Source organism: Nocardioides sp. (assembly GCF_047607185.1).
Classification (GTDB): Bacteria; Actinomycetota; Actinomycetes; order Propionibacteriales; family Nocardioidaceae; genus Nocardioides.
In genome coordinates this window covers 14,281-28,799 of sequence record NZ_JASGDQ010000123.1, presented here as the reverse complement: position 1 = coordinate 28,799, position 14,519 = coordinate 14,281, and the positions used below count along the sequence as shown (strand labels likewise).

11 protein-coding genes are annotated in these 14,519 nt (G+C 71.0%); 3 read left to right on the top strand and 8 right to left on the bottom strand.

Annotated features, from left to right (window positions below; translation table 11 throughout):
* Nucleotides 1-6 precede the first annotated feature (6 nt).
* Nucleotides 7-2,061 carry a fumarate reductase/succinate dehydrogenase flavoprotein subunit gene (locus QM595_RS14495; protein WP_415172275.1) on the top strand — a complete coding sequence of 685 codons (2,055 nt, stop codon included), beginning with the start codon at nucleotides 7-9 and terminating at the stop codon, nucleotides 2,059-2,061.
* On the top strand, nucleotides 2,058-2,801 hold the full coding sequence (locus tag QM595_RS14490) for a succinate dehydrogenase/fumarate reductase iron-sulfur subunit (protein WP_415172274.1): 744 nt from the start codon (nucleotides 2,058-2,060) through the stop codon (nucleotides 2,799-2,801). The genes QM595_RS14495 and QM595_RS14490 overlap by 4 nt, the downstream gene beginning before the upstream one ends.
* A gap of 264 nt (nucleotides 2,802-3,065) precedes the next feature.
* On the opposite strand, the gene QM595_RS14485 is transcribed toward QM595_RS14490, so the two are convergent.
* The 7 genes from QM595_RS14485 to QM595_RS14455 form a co-directional block, all read right to left on the bottom strand.
* Nucleotides 3,066-3,287, bottom strand: coding sequence for an SCO4848 family membrane protein (locus QM595_RS14485; RefSeq protein ID WP_415172273.1), 222 nt, complete (start codon nucleotides 3,285-3,287; stop codon nucleotides 3,066-3,068).
* 13 nt (nucleotides 3,288-3,300) lie between these two features.
* Nucleotides 3,301-4,122, bottom strand: coding sequence for a YihY/virulence factor BrkB family protein (locus QM595_RS14480; RefSeq protein ID WP_415172322.1), 822 nt, complete (start codon nucleotides 4,120-4,122; stop codon nucleotides 3,301-3,303).
* A gap of 56 nt (nucleotides 4,123-4,178) precedes the next feature.
* A complete protein-coding gene (locus QM595_RS14475) occupies nucleotides 4,179-4,703 on the bottom strand; it encodes a 2'-5' RNA ligase family protein (protein WP_415172272.1) in 525 nt (174 codons plus the stop codon).
* 10 nt (nucleotides 4,704-4,713) lie between these two features.
* Complete coding sequence (gene trpS, locus QM595_RS14470; protein ID WP_415172271.1) at nucleotides 4,714-5,739, bottom strand: tryptophan--tRNA ligase; 1,026 nt, start codon at nucleotides 5,737-5,739, stop codon at nucleotides 4,714-4,716.
* A gap of 47 nt (nucleotides 5,740-5,786) precedes the next feature.
* Nucleotides 5,787-6,989 (bottom strand): MFS transporter, encoded by a 1,203-nt coding sequence (locus QM595_RS14465; RefSeq protein ID WP_415172270.1) that lies wholly within the window; start codon nucleotides 6,987-6,989, stop codon nucleotides 5,787-5,789.
* A 43-nt stretch (nucleotides 6,990-7,032) separates the two neighbouring features.
* A complete protein-coding gene (locus QM595_RS14460; RefSeq protein WP_415172269.1) occupies nucleotides 7,033-10,548 on the bottom strand; it encodes an ATP-binding cassette domain-containing protein in 3,516 nt (1,171 codons plus the stop codon).
* A 271-nt stretch (nucleotides 10,549-10,819) separates the two neighbouring features.
* Nucleotides 10,820-13,012 (bottom strand): NADP-dependent isocitrate dehydrogenase, encoded by a 2,193-nt coding sequence (locus QM595_RS14455; RefSeq protein WP_415172268.1) that lies wholly within the window; start codon nucleotides 13,010-13,012, stop codon nucleotides 10,820-10,822.
* A gap of 131 nt (nucleotides 13,013-13,143) precedes the next feature.
* Between QM595_RS14455 and QM595_RS14450 the strand changes: the two genes are divergently transcribed.
* Nucleotides 13,144-14,172 (top strand): MIP/aquaporin family protein, encoded by a 1,029-nt coding sequence (locus QM595_RS14450; protein WP_415172267.1) that lies wholly within the window; start codon nucleotides 13,144-13,146, stop codon nucleotides 14,170-14,172.
* On the opposite strand, the gene QM595_RS14445 is transcribed toward QM595_RS14450, so the two are convergent.
* Nucleotides 14,153-14,515 carry a hypothetical protein gene (locus QM595_RS14445; RefSeq protein ID WP_415172266.1) on the bottom strand — a complete coding sequence of 121 codons (363 nt, stop codon included), beginning with the start codon at nucleotides 14,513-14,515 and terminating at the stop codon, nucleotides 14,153-14,155. The two genes, QM595_RS14450 and QM595_RS14445, sit on opposite strands and share 20 nt — an antisense overlap.
* Nucleotides 14,516-14,519: the final 4 nt, after the last annotated feature.

Genomic DNA, 14,519 nt, shown 5'->3' with positions numbered 1-14,519 from the left:
CCGATCATGGCTGATGGAACCCACTACCTCTCGGGGCTGACCCCGACCAACGAGCCGCCACACCAGTTGTCCGACGACGCCGCCGGCTACTACGTCCTCGGCGACAAGCTCGTCGACGCCAAGGCGCCGACCGGCCCGATCGCCGAGCGCTGGACCACTCGCAAGTTCGAGAACCGCCTGGTCAACCCGGCCAACCGCCGCAAGCTGAGCGTGATCATCGTCGGCACCGGCCTGGCCGGCGGCGCCGCCGCCGCCACGCTGGGCGAGGCCGGCTACCACGTGAAGTCCTTCTGCTACCAGGACTCCCCGCGCCGGGCGCACTCGATCGCCGCCCAGGGCGGCATCAACGCGGCCAAGAACTACAAGGAGGACGGCGACTCGATCTTCCGTCTCTTCTACGACACGGTGAAGGGCGGCGACTACCGGGCCCGGGAGTCCAATGTCTACCGGCTGGCCGAGGAGTCGGTGAACATCATCGACCAGTGCGTCGCCCAGGGCGTCCCGTTCGCCCGCGAGTACGGCGGCCTGCTGGACAACCGCTCCTTCGGCGGTGTGCAGGTCTCCCGCACGTTCTACGCCCGCGGCCAGACCGGTCAGCAGTTGCTGCTGGGCGCCTACCAGGCGATGGAGCGGCAGGTGGCGGCCGGCACGGTCGAGGCGTTCACCCGCCACGAGATGCTCGAGCTGATCGTGGTCGACGGCCGGGCGCGCGGCATCATCGCCCGCAATATGGTCACCGGTGAGGTCGAGACCCACCTCGCCGACGCGGTCGTGCTCGCCTCCGGTGGCTACGGCAACGTCTTCTACCTCTCCACCAATGCGATGGGCTCCAATGTCACCGCGACCTGGCGGGCCCACCGCAAGGGCGCCTATATGGCCAACCCCTGCTACACCCAGATCCACCCGACCTGCATCCCGGTCTCCGGAGCCCACCAGTCGAAGCTGACCCTGATGTCGGAGTCCCTGCGCAACGACGGTCGCGTCTGGGTGCCGAAGCGGGCCGAGGACGCAGAGTTGGACCCGCGGGAGATTCCCGAGGAGGACCGCGACTTCTTCCTCGAGCGGATCTACCCCTCCTTCGGCAACCTGGTCCCCCGTGACATCGCCTCCCGGGCCGCGAAGTACATGTGCGACGAGGGTCGCGGCGTCGGCCCCGAGGTCGCCGAGGCGCAGCCCGACGGCACCACCAAGATGGTCCGCCGTGGCGTCTACCTCGACCTCACCGACGCGATCGCCCGGCTGGGCAAGCACGCCATCGAGGAGAAGTACGACAACCTCCTCGACATGTACGAGCGGATCACCGGCGAAAGCCCCTACGAGGTGCCGATGCGCATCTACCCCGCCGTGCACTACGTCATGGGCGGGCTCTGGGTCGACTACGAGCTGCAGTCCAACATTCCCGGCCTGTTCGTGACGGGCGAGGCCAACTTCTCCGACCACGGCGCCAACCGGCTCGGCGCCTCGGCGCTGATGCAGGGCCTGGCCGACGGCTACTTCGTGCTGCCGAACACCATCCGCGAGTACCTCGCGGACGGCCCCTTCCCCGCGGTGGACGACTCCGACGCCGCCGTACTGGAGGCCCAGCAGGCGGTGCAGGAGCGGATCGCCAAGTTCCTGTCGATCAACGGCTCCCGCTCCGTCGAGTCCTTCCACAAGGAACTCGGCCAGATCATGTGGGAGTACTGCGGCATGGAGCGGACCGCGGAGGGCCTGAAGAAGGCCATCGGCCTGATCCGCGACCTGAAGAAGGAGTTCTGGGGCAACGTCAAGGTGCTGGGCAGCGCCGAGTCGCTCAACCAGGACCTGGAGAAGGCCGGCCGGGTGGCCGACTTCATCGAGCTCGGCGAGCTGATGTGCATCGACGCGCTCAACCGGCGTGAGTCCTGCGGTGGCCACTTCCGGGCCGAGTCGCAGACCGAGGACGGCGAGGCGATGCGCCACGACGACGAGTTCGCCTACGTCGCGGCCTGGGAGTGGGGCGGCGAGGACGGTGCCCCGGTCCTGCACAAGGAAGACCTGATCTACACGGCGATCGAGATGAAGCAGAGGTCCTACAAGTGAAGTTGACGCTGAACATCTGGCGCCAGGCTGAGGCGACCGCCGCGGGGGCGATGCACACCTACGAGCTGGACGGCGTCTCGAGCGACATGTCGTTCCTGGAGATGCTCGACCTGCTCAACGAGCAGCTGGTGACCTCCGGCGAGGAGCCGGTGGCCTTCGACTCCGACTGTCGTGAGGGCATCTGCGGCATGTGCTCGCTGATGATCAACGGCCAGGCCCACGGTCCGGAGGTCACCACCACCTGCCAGCTCCACATGCGCTCCTTCTCCGACGGCGACGTGATCACCATCGAGCCGTGGCGCGCGGGCTCCTTCCCCGTCGTCAAGGACCTGGTGGTGGACCGCTCGGCGTTCGACCGGATCATCCAGTCCGGCGGCTACATCTCCGCCAACACCGGCTCCGCGCCCGAGGCCAACTCGGTGCCGGCGCCGCGCGACAAGGCGATGCGCGCCTTCAACGTGGCGACCTGCATCGGCTGCGGTGCCTGCGTGGCGGCCTGCCCCAACGGCTCGGCCTCGCTGTTCCTGGGCGCGAAGATCACCCACCTCGGCGAGCTGCCGCAGGGCCAGCCGGAGCGCTACTCCCGGGTGGCCTCGATGGTCGCCCAGCACGACCACGAGGGCTTCGGCGGCTGCACCAACATCGGCGAGTGCGCGGCGGCCTGCCCCAAGGAGATCCCGCTCGACGTGATCAGCCAGCTCAACAAGGATCTACGCACCGCGATCAAGCAGGGGCTCTAGGGAATCGCTGATCAATCCCGCCTGCTGCGCGCCGCGATGCGGCACGCTGGCCGCGCCGCCGACGCTCGACAGGCGGCCAGCCTGACTTCGCGCCCGCGGCTTGCCAGCGCACTCGCCTCGCGACGCTCGCGACGGCGCCATTGATCAGCGATTCCCTAGCTACTGCCGTAGTGACGGCGGCGCTGGCCCGGGTGTTGCAGGCAGCCGGGCCAGCGCCCTGCCAGCCCTGGGTGACCCAACCGGCGCGGCGGCGTACGAACCCGGCTACCTGCCGGCTCGCAGGCGCTTGGCGCCGACGACCCCGAGGACGGCGCCGATGATCAGGTCGACGACGATCAGCACGGTGTGGGCGATCCAGTAGCCCTGCGGATGCTCCTCGCCACGACTGTGGGCGGCGGAGAGGTTCTTGGCGAAGGTGATCCAGATGAAGAAGTTCCAGATCGCCACGCCGACGAGCAGCCAGCCGAGTCTCTTGTCAGACTTCACGCCCGCCATCGTTTCATGCCCCCGCCTCGGCCTTGCGGGCGGCCGGTGAGGTCTGCGCCCAGGATGCGCCGTAGAGCACGACCTGCATGAAGTAGTTCATCCAGACCAGCAGTACGACGGCCACACCGAACGCCTGGAAGGCCGGGCTGCCGCGCACCGAGCCGAGCACCAGGAACGAGAGCGCCTTGAGGATCTCGAAGCCGACACCGCCGAGCATGGCCGCCTGCCACAGGCTGCGGCCGGGCACCGCCGGGCGGCCGACGAGCCGGAACAGGGCGAAGAACAGCACCACGTCGACGACCCAGGCGATGACCAGGGCGATGAGCGAGACCGCCCAGGAGGCGCCCTGGCCGAGGCCGAGCCAGCCCAGGACGTCGTCGGTCCAGCCGGTCACCAGACCGGCGCCCACGACGCTGACGAACAGCACCGCGCCGACGCCGATCAGCGCGACCAGGTCGTTCAGCTTGCCGCGCAGCCAGCCCGGCCGCTCGGCGGCGGGCACGTCGAAGACGACCTGCAGAGCGGTGCGCAGCGCGGAGATCCAGCCGAGGCCGGCGTACAGCACGCCGAGCAGGCCGACGAGGCCGGCCCAGCCACTGAAGCGCTGCACGTCGCTCAGCGAGACCTGCCCCTCCCCCGAGCCGACCAGGCCGGGGACCACCTGATTGATCGCGTCGGCCAGGCCTGCCTGGGCGTCGGGCCAGACCCGGGCGACCAGACCGACGGCGAAGACGGCCAGCGCGAGCACCGGGAAGAAGGACAGGAAGCCGAAGTAGGTGACCGCCGCCGCCTGCTGGCTGCCGCCGACGGCGCCGTAGTTCTCCTGGGTCCGCAGGGCATGGTCGACCAGCGGACTCCGGTCACGGAGCCGCTGCAGGAGCGCCTTCGGGCTCAGCGACGCGCTCCCACCTGGAGCGTGAAGTCACGACTGGGCCGCCAACCCTCGACAGCGTCGTGGAGGTAGAGGTGGAAGTCGTCGACCTCGAAGATCGCCTCGAAGTCGGCCAACTCGCCGAACGCCTGGTCCAGTGCGGCCTCCGGGAGGTCGTGGGCGACGGTGACGTGCGGGTGGTAGGGGAAGGCGAGGTCGACGTCGAGCGGCCCGCGCCGCACCGCCTCGGCCAGCAGCTCGCACTCGACGATCCCCTCGACCACCGCGACGAAGACCACCGGCGAGACCGGCCGGAAGGTGCCGGTGCCGCGCAGGTGCACCCCGAACGGGGCGATGCCGTCGGCGACCGCCGCCAGATGGCGCTCGATGTCGGGCAGCACCTCGTCGGCGACCAGGGTCGGCGGGACCAGGGTGATGTGGGTCGGGATCATCGCGGCCGTGTCGTCGCCGATCGAGGCCCGGTAGTCCTGCAGTTGCCTCGCCCACGGCTCCGGGATCGCCACAGCTACACCGATGGTCAGCACGTCGGCGACTCTACTGGCCGGGCGCCACAAATCCGACCCGTTCGTAGACGTCGGCGAGCGTCTTCGCGGCCACCGGCCGCGCCCGCGCCGCCCCGGCGGCGAGTACGCCGGAGAGATAGGTCGGGTCGTCGAGCAGCTCCAGCGCCCGCGACCGGAAGGGAGTCACGAAGTCGACCACCACGTCGGCGAGGTCCTTCTTGAAGTCGCCATAGCCGCGCCCGGCGTACTGCTCCTCGAGCTTCTCTACGGGTGCGTCGGTGAGCACGGAGTAGATGCGCAGCAGGTTGGAGACGCCCGGCTTGCCCTCCTCGTCGAAGCGGACCTCGCTGCCGGAGTCGGTGACGGCGCTCCTGATCTTCTTGGCCGAGACCGCCGGGTCGTCGAGCATCTCGATGATGCCGCTCGGGGAGGACGACGACTTCGACATCTTCCTGGTCGGATCCTGCAGGTCGAAGATCTTGCCGGTCTCCTTGACGATATAGGGCTCGGGGAGGCGGAAGGTCCTCTTGTAGCGGGAGTTGAACCGCTGTGCCAGGTCGCGGGTGAGTTCGAGGTGCTGGCGCTGGTCCTCGCCCACCGGCACGTAGGCGGGCCGGTAGAGCAGGATGTCGGCGGCCATCAGCATGGGGTAGGCGAACAGGCCGACGCTGGAGGAGCCCTCGCCGCCCTTGGCCGACTTGTCCTTGAACTGCGTCATCCGCCGTGCCTCGCCGAAGCCGGTCAGGCACTCCAGCACCCAGGCGAGCTGGGCGTGCTCGGACAGGTGGGACTGGACGAAGATCGCGCTGCGCTCGGGGTCGACCCCGGCGGCCAGCAACTGCGCGACCGCGACCAGGGTCCGCCGGCGCAGCACCTTGGGGTCCTGCTCGATGGTGATCGCGTGCTGGTCGGCGATGAAGAAGAACGGCTCGTAGTCGGCCTGCAGGGCCTGCCACTGCCGCACCGCACCGAGGTAGTTGCCGAGGTGGTAGCTGTCGGCGGTCGGCTGGATCCCGGAGAGGACCCGCGGTCGCGCCGTCGGTGCGGTCTCAGTCATGGATCCCATTCTCCCCGGCTGACCTCGCGGACGCGAACCGGTATCGCTCAGCAGGTCGCGGCCGCCAGCGTCGTACGACGATGGAGGGTGACGCTCCAGGCCATGATCGCCACGCCGACGACCGAGAGGATCACCCCGACGACGGCCGGCGAGCGGTAGCCGTAGCCGGCGTCGATCACCGCTCCGCCGAGGAAGGCGCCGAGGGCGTTGGCGACGTTGAGGGCGGCGTGGTTCATCGCCGCGCCGAGGGTGACGGCGTCGCCGGCGACGTCCATCAGCCGCAGCTGCAGGTTGATCGTCAGGATGGAGCCGACCGCGGTGACCAGGAAGGTGAACGGCCACAGCCACCAGCCGTGCGGTGCCGCCAGCCAGAAGGCGACCAGCGCGAGGCCGCTGCCCAGGCCGCCGATGAGCAGCGACCGGAAGACCGACCAGCGCGCCAGCTCGCCGGCCAGCCAGGTGCCGACGACCATGCCGAGGCCGAAGGCGAGGGTGAAGAACGGCACGGCGCCCTTGTCCAGGCCGCCGACGACCTTCACGATCTCGGCGATATAGGAGTAGACGCAGAACAGTCCGCCGAAGCCGATCGCCCCGGCCAGCATGGTCAGCCAGACCTGTCCGTTGGTGAAGAACTGGCGAGCCTCGGCGCGGCCGGTCGCCGCCGGGTCGCCGGGCTGCTGGGGCACGAACAGCGCGACCATCACGACGGTGACCAGCGCGAGCAGGGCGCAGGTGAGATAGGTGGCGCGCCAGCCGGCCTGCTGGCCGAGCCAGGTCGCGGCGGGCACGCCGACGACATTGGCGACCGAGAGGCCCATCATCACCCCGGCGACGGCGCGGCCGCGGGTCTCGGGGGCGACCAGGCTGGCGGCGACCAGCGAGGCGACACCGAAGTAGGCGCCGTGCGGCAGGCCGTCGAGGAAGCGGGCGAGGGTCAGCAGGCCGTAGGAGGAGACCAGTGCGGAGGCGGCGTTGAAGAACGCGTAGACGCCCATGAACGCCAGCAGCAGCGTCTTGCGGGGAAGCCCGGCGGCGAAGAAGGAGAGGATCGGCACGCCGACGACCACGCCGAGGGCGTAGGCGGAGATGATGTGGCCGGCCGACGGCACGCTGACGCCGACGCCGTGGGCGATCTCGGGCAGCACGCCCATGGTGACGAACTCGGTCGTGCCGATCGCGAAGCCGCCGACCGAGAGCGCGACGATGGCGAGGACGAGATGGGCGCGATGGGTCACGTGGACCCGCAACACGTGCCTCCTTCACCGGTATTCCTCAATCCCGGCATGAGCCCGGTCACCCCGCCAGGTGGCCCCAGGCCGGGGCCAGCTCCGGCCAGGGCCCGACGGCAGCGACCTCCCCGTCCACGAGTACGACGACCCGGTCGGCCTGGGCGAGCGCGGCCCGTTTCGAGGTGGCCCCGATGACGGTGGTGTGCCGCTCCCGCAGGCCCTGCCACAGCTCGATCTCGGTGGCGGCGTCGAGCGCGCTCGAGACGTCGTCGGCGAGCAGCAGCTCGGCGTCGGCGGCCAACGCCCGGGCCAGCGCCAGCCGCTGCACCTGGCCGCCGGAGAGACGGACGCCGCGATGACCCACGACGGCGTCCGGCCCGCCGGCGTCGGCGACGTCGGGGCCGAGCCGGGCGGTGGCGACCGGCCTGTCGAAGTCGCGGTCGTAGCCGAGCCTGACGTTGTCGGCGAACGTCCCCGACAGCACCCGCGGCACCTGGGCCACGTGGGCGACCTGCCGCGGCCGCAGGAACGCCTCCGCGTCGTCGACCTCGACACCGTTCCAGCGGATCGCGCCGGTGTGGTCGAGCAGCCCGGCCAGGGCCGAGAGCAGGCTGGACTTGCCGGAGCCGACCTGGCCGAGCAGCAGCACCAGCTCGCCACGCTCGACGGTGAGGTCGACACCGGAGACGCCGATGGTGCCGTCGTCGTGGACCGCAGTGAGACGGTCGAGGGTGAGGCCGCGCAACTCGACGTGCTCTGCCGGCGCCGGCTCCGGCGCGTCGCCGGTCACCAGGTCGATGCCGGGCTCCAGCGTCATCAGGTCGACGCCCCCGGCGAACTCGCTGGTGGCCCGCTGCCAGGCGGCCGTGCCGGGCGCCTCGGTGACCACGGCGCCGGCGACCCGGCCGAACCAGTCGAAGCCGTTGACGGCGTTGGCGACCAGCAGCGCGGTGGCCAGCCCCCACACCCCCCACAGCAGGCAGGCCCAGGCCACCACGACGCCGACCTGGACCAGCACGATGGGGACCGCGTCGAGGACGGCTTGGACCCGATGTTCGAAGACGGCGGCCTCGACCCGGCCGTCGTCGACCTCGCGGAGGTGGGCGTGCACCTGCGGGATCCGGCCGGCGAGCTTGACGGTGCGGGCCGACTCCACCGCCGACACCACGGCGCGCCCGAACCGGGCCCGCGCGGCGGAGGACTTGGCGGCGGAACGGCCGGCGATCGGCCGGCCGATCGAGGAGGCGAGCGCAGCCGAGGCCATCACCGCCAGCAGGATCCCGCCGGCGAGCCAGCTGCCGCCGACCAGCATGGTGAGCCCGGAGATCAGCAGGCCGTTGACGAAGTCGACCCAGCGGTCGGCGTACCTCGCGAAGCGGTCGGCGTCCATCGACCGGGCCACGATCTCGCCGGGTGGGTTGCGCGGCAGCCGGTGGGTGCAGGTCTGGCCGAGCAGGACCGACATCCGCACCCGCAGCATGACCTCGATCCACCAGCGCGGGTAGCGCCGGAAGGCGTCGGCGAGGGCGACCGGCGCGACCAGCAGCGAGGCGCACAGGGCGAGGGTGAGCAGCGTCGGCGTGTCGCCCTCGGTGAGGTCGGCGACGGCCCGCCCCCACACCCAGCCGGTGATGACGCCGAGCGGCGCGCAGATGCTGCCGACCAGGAATTCCATCACCGAGAAGGCGCCCCACCAGGGCTTGATCCACAGCGCGTGCCAGGTGCCGCGGGCCAGCGACGGGCCCTCGCCCACCTCGGGGCGGGCCGGGCGCCGGCCCTGGCGACGTACCGCGCCGACGGCGGTGTCCGGGGCGTCCCCGGCGGCGGGGTCGTCGAAGCCCTCGGTGGCGCTGGCCGCCAGCAGCCGACGGAACGGCCCGTCGACGCGGGCGAGCTCGTCGCGCATACCGTGCTGGATGACCCGGCCGTGGTCGAGGACGGCGACCATCTCGGCGCGCTCGATGGTGCTGAGCCGGTGGGCGACCAGGACGCCGGTGCGGCCGCTGACGAGGCGGTCGGCGGCGGCGACCACCCGGGCCTCGGTGACCGGGTCCATCCGGGCGGTGGCCTCGTCGAGCACGACCAGCTGGACGTGGCGCACCAGCAGCCGGGCGAAGGCGACCAGCTGCTCCTCCCCCGCCGAGAGGTTGGTGCCGCCGGGGCCGAGCAGGGTGTCCAGCCCGTCGGGCAGACCGGCCACCCAGTCGCTGAGGCCGAGCTCCTCGACTGCAGCGGTCACCTCCTGGCGTGGCACCGCGTCGAAGAGGGTGATGTTGTCGGCGAGGGTGCCGGCCAGGATCTCGGTGCGCTGGGTGACCACGCCGACCCGGGCGCGCAGCTGCTGCAGGTCGATCGCGGTGACGTCGACACCGCCGAGGAAGACGGTGCCGGGCGGTGGCTCGACGGCCCGCGAGAGCAGTGAGGCCAGGGTCGACTTGCCCGAGCCGGTGCGGCCGACCAGCGCGATGGTGTGGCCAGGCTCGACCTGGAGGCTGATGTCGCGCAGCCCGAAGGTGCCCTCCTCGTAGGAGAAGTCCAGGCTGCGGATGCGCAGGTCGAGCGGCCCCGTCGGGACCGGTGCGCCGCCGGTCGGCTCGGCCGGGACCGCCATCATCTGCCGCAGCCGGATCACCGCGCCGAGGCCGGCCTGGATGTCGGGCAGCTGGTGGGCGAGCTGGTTGATCTGGCCGACGAAGGTGGTGGTGACCAGGAAGAGGGTGACCAGCCGGGCCACGGTGAGGTGGTCGGTGACGACCAGGGCGACGCCGGCGACGGCGGTAGCGACCAGCAGTCCGCTGAGCAGCAGTCCCACCCGCAGCGCGAGCCGGGCCTCGACGCGGAGCACCCGGAAGAACTTCGCGTGGACTTCGGCGGAGAGCCGTGCCAGGCGTCGTACGGCGAAGGGGCGGCCCAGCGAGGTGCGCAGATCGTCGCGCCCGGCGATGCCCTCCTCCAGCGCGGCGGCGTGGTCGGTCCAGGCGGCCTCCTCGACGACCTTGCGTCGGGCGATCTCGGCCAGGAAGGGGCGCATCACCACCACGGCGACGGCGCCGACCACGGGGAAGAGCACGAACGCCGGCCACCAGGTGAACCCGGCGACCAGCCACATCGGCCCCGTGGACAGCAACGTCTTGAAGGCGACCCAGATCTGCCAGCGCAGCAGGTTGCCGACCTCGTGGGTGTCGTCGTCGACCCGGTCGAGGATCTCGCCGACCGCCTGCTCGGTGAGCGAGGCGAGCGGCTGGTGCAGGGCGGCGGCGAGCAGGTCGCCGCGCAGCGTGCCCTCGGCCCGGTCGGCGACACCGGCCCACGCGGCCCGGCCGGTGGTGTCGAGGATCGCGCCGCCGACGACGAGCAGGGCGAGCAGCCAGACCAGCGCCGTCGTCGGCCCCTCGGCGAGATGCCCGGCGACGACGGAGCCGAGCGCCTGGGCGATCGCGGCGAGGCCGAGCATGACCAGCGCGGCACCCGCGACCGGGTGTCGCATCCGCCGCCAGTCGACGCTCCGCGAGGGGTGCGGGCGCGGCGCGTCAGGCTGACTGCCGAGCCCGGCCGGGGCCCCTGAGATCGTCTCGGTCACTGTCCCGACACTATGACGCGGCGCGGACACTCCGCCTCTGGTTTTCCGGGTACCGGGGGCCTGGGCCGAGGTGGACCGCCAAGCCAACCCCCCTTCCCCAAGGTGAGCAGTCGCAAACTGACAGGAGGAGCGCAGCGGGGGATGTCAGTTTGCGACTGCTCACCGTCCCACGCGCGTCAGTTGCGACTGCTCACCGTCCCACGCGCGTCAGTTTGCGACTGCTCACCACTGAATTGGCGTCAGTTTGCGGCTGCTCACCGGGGAGGGGTGGTCAGAGGGCGGCGAGGGCCTCGTTGAAGGTCTTGCTGGGGCGCATCACCGCGGCGGTCTTCTCCGGGTCGGGCAGGTAGTAGCCGCCGATGTCGGCGGGCTGGCCCTGCACCGCGAGCAGCTCCTCGACGATGGTCGACTCGGCGGCCGCCAGCGACTGGGCGAGCGGCTTGAACGCGGCGGCCAGCTCCGGCGAGTCGGTCTGCGCGGCCAGCTCCTGGGCCCAGTAGAGCGCCAGGTAGAAGTGCGAGCCGCGGTTGTCGATGGTGCCCAGCTTGCGACCGGGCGAGCGGTCCTCGTTGAGGAAGGTGCCGGTGGCCTTGTCGAGGGTGTCGGCGAGCACCTGGGCGGCGGGGGCGCCGGCCTGCTCGGCGTACTTCTCGAAGGAGGGCACCAGCGCGAAGAACTCGCCGAGGCTGTCCCAGCGCAGGTAGTTCTCCTCCACCAGCTGCTGCACGTGCTTGGGGGCGGAGCCACCGGCGCCGGTCTCGAAGAGGCCACCGCCGGCGATCAGCGGCACGACGGAGAGCATCTTCGCCGAGGTGCCCAGCTCGAGGATCGGGAAGAGGTCGGTGTTGTAGTCGCGCAGCACGTTGCCGGTCACCGAGATGGTGTCCAGGCCCTGCCGCATCCGCTCCAGGGAGTACGCCGTGGCGAGCTGCGGCGAGAGGATCTTGATGTCCAGGCCGTCGGTGGCGTGCTCGGGGAGGTAGGCGTTGACCTTGGCGATGATCGAGGCGTCGTGGGCGCGGGACTCGTCGAGCCAGAACACCGCCGGGGCGCCGGTGGCCCGGGCCCGGGAGACGGCGAGCTTGACCCAGTCCTGGATCGGGATGTCCTTGGTCTGGGTGCCGCGCCAGATGTCGCCGGCCTCGACGTCGTGCTCGAGCAGCACGGTGCCGTCGGAGGCGAGCACCCGGACGGTGCCGGCGGTGGGGATCTCGAAGGTCTTGTCGTGGGAGCCGTACTCCTCGGCCGCCTGTGCCATCAGGCCCACATTGGGGACGGTGCCGATGGTGGCGGGGTCGAGCGGGCCGTTCTTCTTCACGTCGTCGATGACGGTCTGGTAGACGCCGGCGTAGGAGGAGTCGGGGATCACCGCGAGGGTGTCGTCCTCGCCGCCATCCGAACCCCACAGTCGCCCCCCATTTCGGATCAGCGCCGGCAGGGAGGCGTCCACGATGACGTCGGAGGGCACATGGAGGTTGGTGATGCCCTTGTCGGAGTTGACATAGGAGAGCCGCGACCCGGCCTCGATGGCCGCGGTGATGGCCGCCTCGATCTCCGCACCGTTGGGCAGCGAGGCCAGCCCGGCGAGGATGGCGCCGAGGCCGTCGTTGGCAGACAGGCCGGCGGCAGCGAGGTCCGCACCGTAGGTGGCGAAGACGTCGGCGAAGTAGGCCTTCACGACGTGGCCGAAGATGATCGGGTCGGAGACCTTCATCATGGTCGCCTTGAGGTGCACCGAGAAGAGCACGTCCTCGGCCTTGGCCTGGGCCAGCGCGTCGCGCAGGAAGGCGTGCAGGTCGGCAACGGAGAGGAAGGTCGCGTCGACGATCTCGCCGGCGAGCACCGGCAGCGACTCCTTGAGCACCACGGTCTCGCCGGCCGCCGTCTCCAGGACGATCTTCAAGGTGTCGTCGGCGCCCAGGGTGACCGACTTCTCGTTGCTCCTGAAGTCGTGGGCGCCCATCGTGGCGACGGCGGTCTTGGAGCCCTCGCCGAAGGGCTTGTTGCGGTGCGGGTGCGACTTGGCGTAGTTCTTCACACTCAGCGGCGCGCGGCGGTCGGAGTTGCCCTCGCGCAGCACCGGGTTGACCGCCGAGCCCTTGACCTTGTCGTACTTGGCGCGGATCTCGCGCTCCTCCTCGGTGGCGGGCGACTCGGGGTAGTCCGGCACCGCGTAGCCCTTCTCCTGCAGTTCCTTGATCGCGGCCTTGAGCTGGGGGATGGAGGCGGAGATGTTGGGCAGCTTGACGATATTGGCCGCCGGGGTCTTGGCCAGCTCGCCGAGCTCGCTCAGCGCGTCGTCGGCGAGGCCGAACTGCGCCAGGATCCGCGCCGCGACCGAGATGTCCCGGGTCTCCACGGCCACACCGGCCTTCGCGGCGTAGGCGCTCACGATGGGGAGGAAGGAGTACGTCGCCAGCAGCGGCGCCTCGTCGGTGTGGGTGTAGATGATCTTGGCTGCCATGACGCTCCTGGGTCGAAGATTGCTTGACGTCAAGATACCTGACGCGCGGGCGACTCTCACCTTGGCATCCGGGAATGCACAGGCAAAGGGTCTAGGGTGAATTCCGTTCGTGTCGAACCTAGGGGTGGAACATGTCTCAGGAAGTGCCCGAGCCGATCGAGCCGGACATCGTGGAGGCCGGACCGGTCGCCGCTGTCGGCAGTCAGGCCATCGCCGCAGAGGCGATCGGCACCTTTATCCTCGTCCTACTCGGCTGCGGTGCGGCCCTCGCGACCGGCGCGGCGGGCGGCACCGCTCCCGACACTGTCGCGACCGGTCTCTCGTTCGGCATCGCCGTCGTCATCGGCGCCTATGCCTTCGGCCGCATCTCCGGCGGCCACTTCAACCCGGCGGTGACCGTGGGGGTGGCGGCCAGCGGCCGGTTCGCCTGGCGCAACGTGCCGGTCTACGTCGGCGCGCAGGTCGTCGGCGCGATCCTCGCCGCCGCCGCGCTCTGGGTGGTGTTGCAGGGCTTCGACGGCTACACCGCCACCGACCACATGGCGCAGAACGGCTTCGGCAGCCACGGCTCCGGCCTCGCCTGGTGGGCGGCCTTCCTTGCCGAGCTGGTGCTCACCGCCGTCTTCGTGTTCATCATCCTGGCGGTCACCGACGCGCGTCACGAGTACGAGGCGCTCGCCCCGCTGGCCATCGGCCTGGCCCTCGCCGCGATCCACTTCGTCGCGATCCCGCTGACCGGCACCTCGGTCAACCCGGCCCGCTCGATCGGTCCCGCACTGTTCGCGGGCGGCTCCCACATCGTGCAGCTGTGGCTGTTCATCCTGGCCCCGCTGCTCGGCGGCGTGATCGCCGGCGTGCTCTTCCCGGTGGTCTTCGGCCACGGTTCGGACCCGGTGCCCGGCTCGGGCATCTCGCTGCCGAGCCTGCCGACCCCGGCGGCCAAGCCGACCGACGGCACTCCGGCCTGGAGCCAGGCGGACGAGACCACCTCGGAGACCGCCATGCCGACCTCGGCGTTCGTCGCGGACACCTCCGGCGAGCACGGCGTCGATCCGGCCACCGGGCAGCCCCGGATCATCCAGGACGGCTGGGAGTGGGACTACGTCGCCCAGCAGTGGAAGCCCGCGACCGACACGCCGCCTAGTCCGCCACAGGCCTGAGCGACCACCTGATCGAGCCCTCGACCCGCTCGATCAGGCCGGCGCCCCGTCGGTAGGTGTCGGCACGGTCGTCGGTCTCGACGACGACCGTGCCAGCACCGCCGCCGGGCTCGTCCGGCGCGTCGATGACGGTGGCGAGGTGCTCGCCCTCCCCCGGCAGGTACGCCGTCGGGTAGCCGTCGCCCCGGCGCGGGGTCGCCGACATCGCGAGGCCGGCCCGGGCGCCGCCCTCCCCCGCCCGCCAGCTGCCGGTGTCGGCGGCGCCGTCGTGGCCGAGCCACCAGACGTTGCCGGCCTCGTCCTGGGCGAGGTAGTCGACCACTCCGCCCGGATCGGTCCGCATGATC

What these genes read in the sequence shown, in the direction of transcription:
- QM595_RS14495 (WP_415172275.1), top strand. Translation starts at nt 7, where the DNA reads ATGGCTGATGGAACCCACTACCTCTCGGGGCTGACCCCGACCAACGAG.
- QM595_RS14455 (WP_415172268.1), bottom strand. Translation starts at nt 13,012, where the DNA reads ATGGCAGCCAAGATCATCTACACCCACACCGACGAGGCGCCGCTGCTG.
- QM595_RS14445 (WP_415172266.1), bottom strand. Translation starts at nt 14,515, where the DNA reads ATGCGGACCGATCCGGGCGGAGTGGTCGACTACCTCGCCCAGGACGAG.
- trpS (WP_415172271.1), bottom strand. Translation starts at nt 5,739, where the DNA reads ATGACTGAGACCGCACCGACGGCGCGACCGCGGGTCCTCTCCGGGATC.
- QM595_RS14450 (WP_415172267.1), top strand. Translation starts at nt 13,144, where the DNA reads ATGTCTCAGGAAGTGCCCGAGCCGATCGAGCCGGACATCGTGGAGGCC.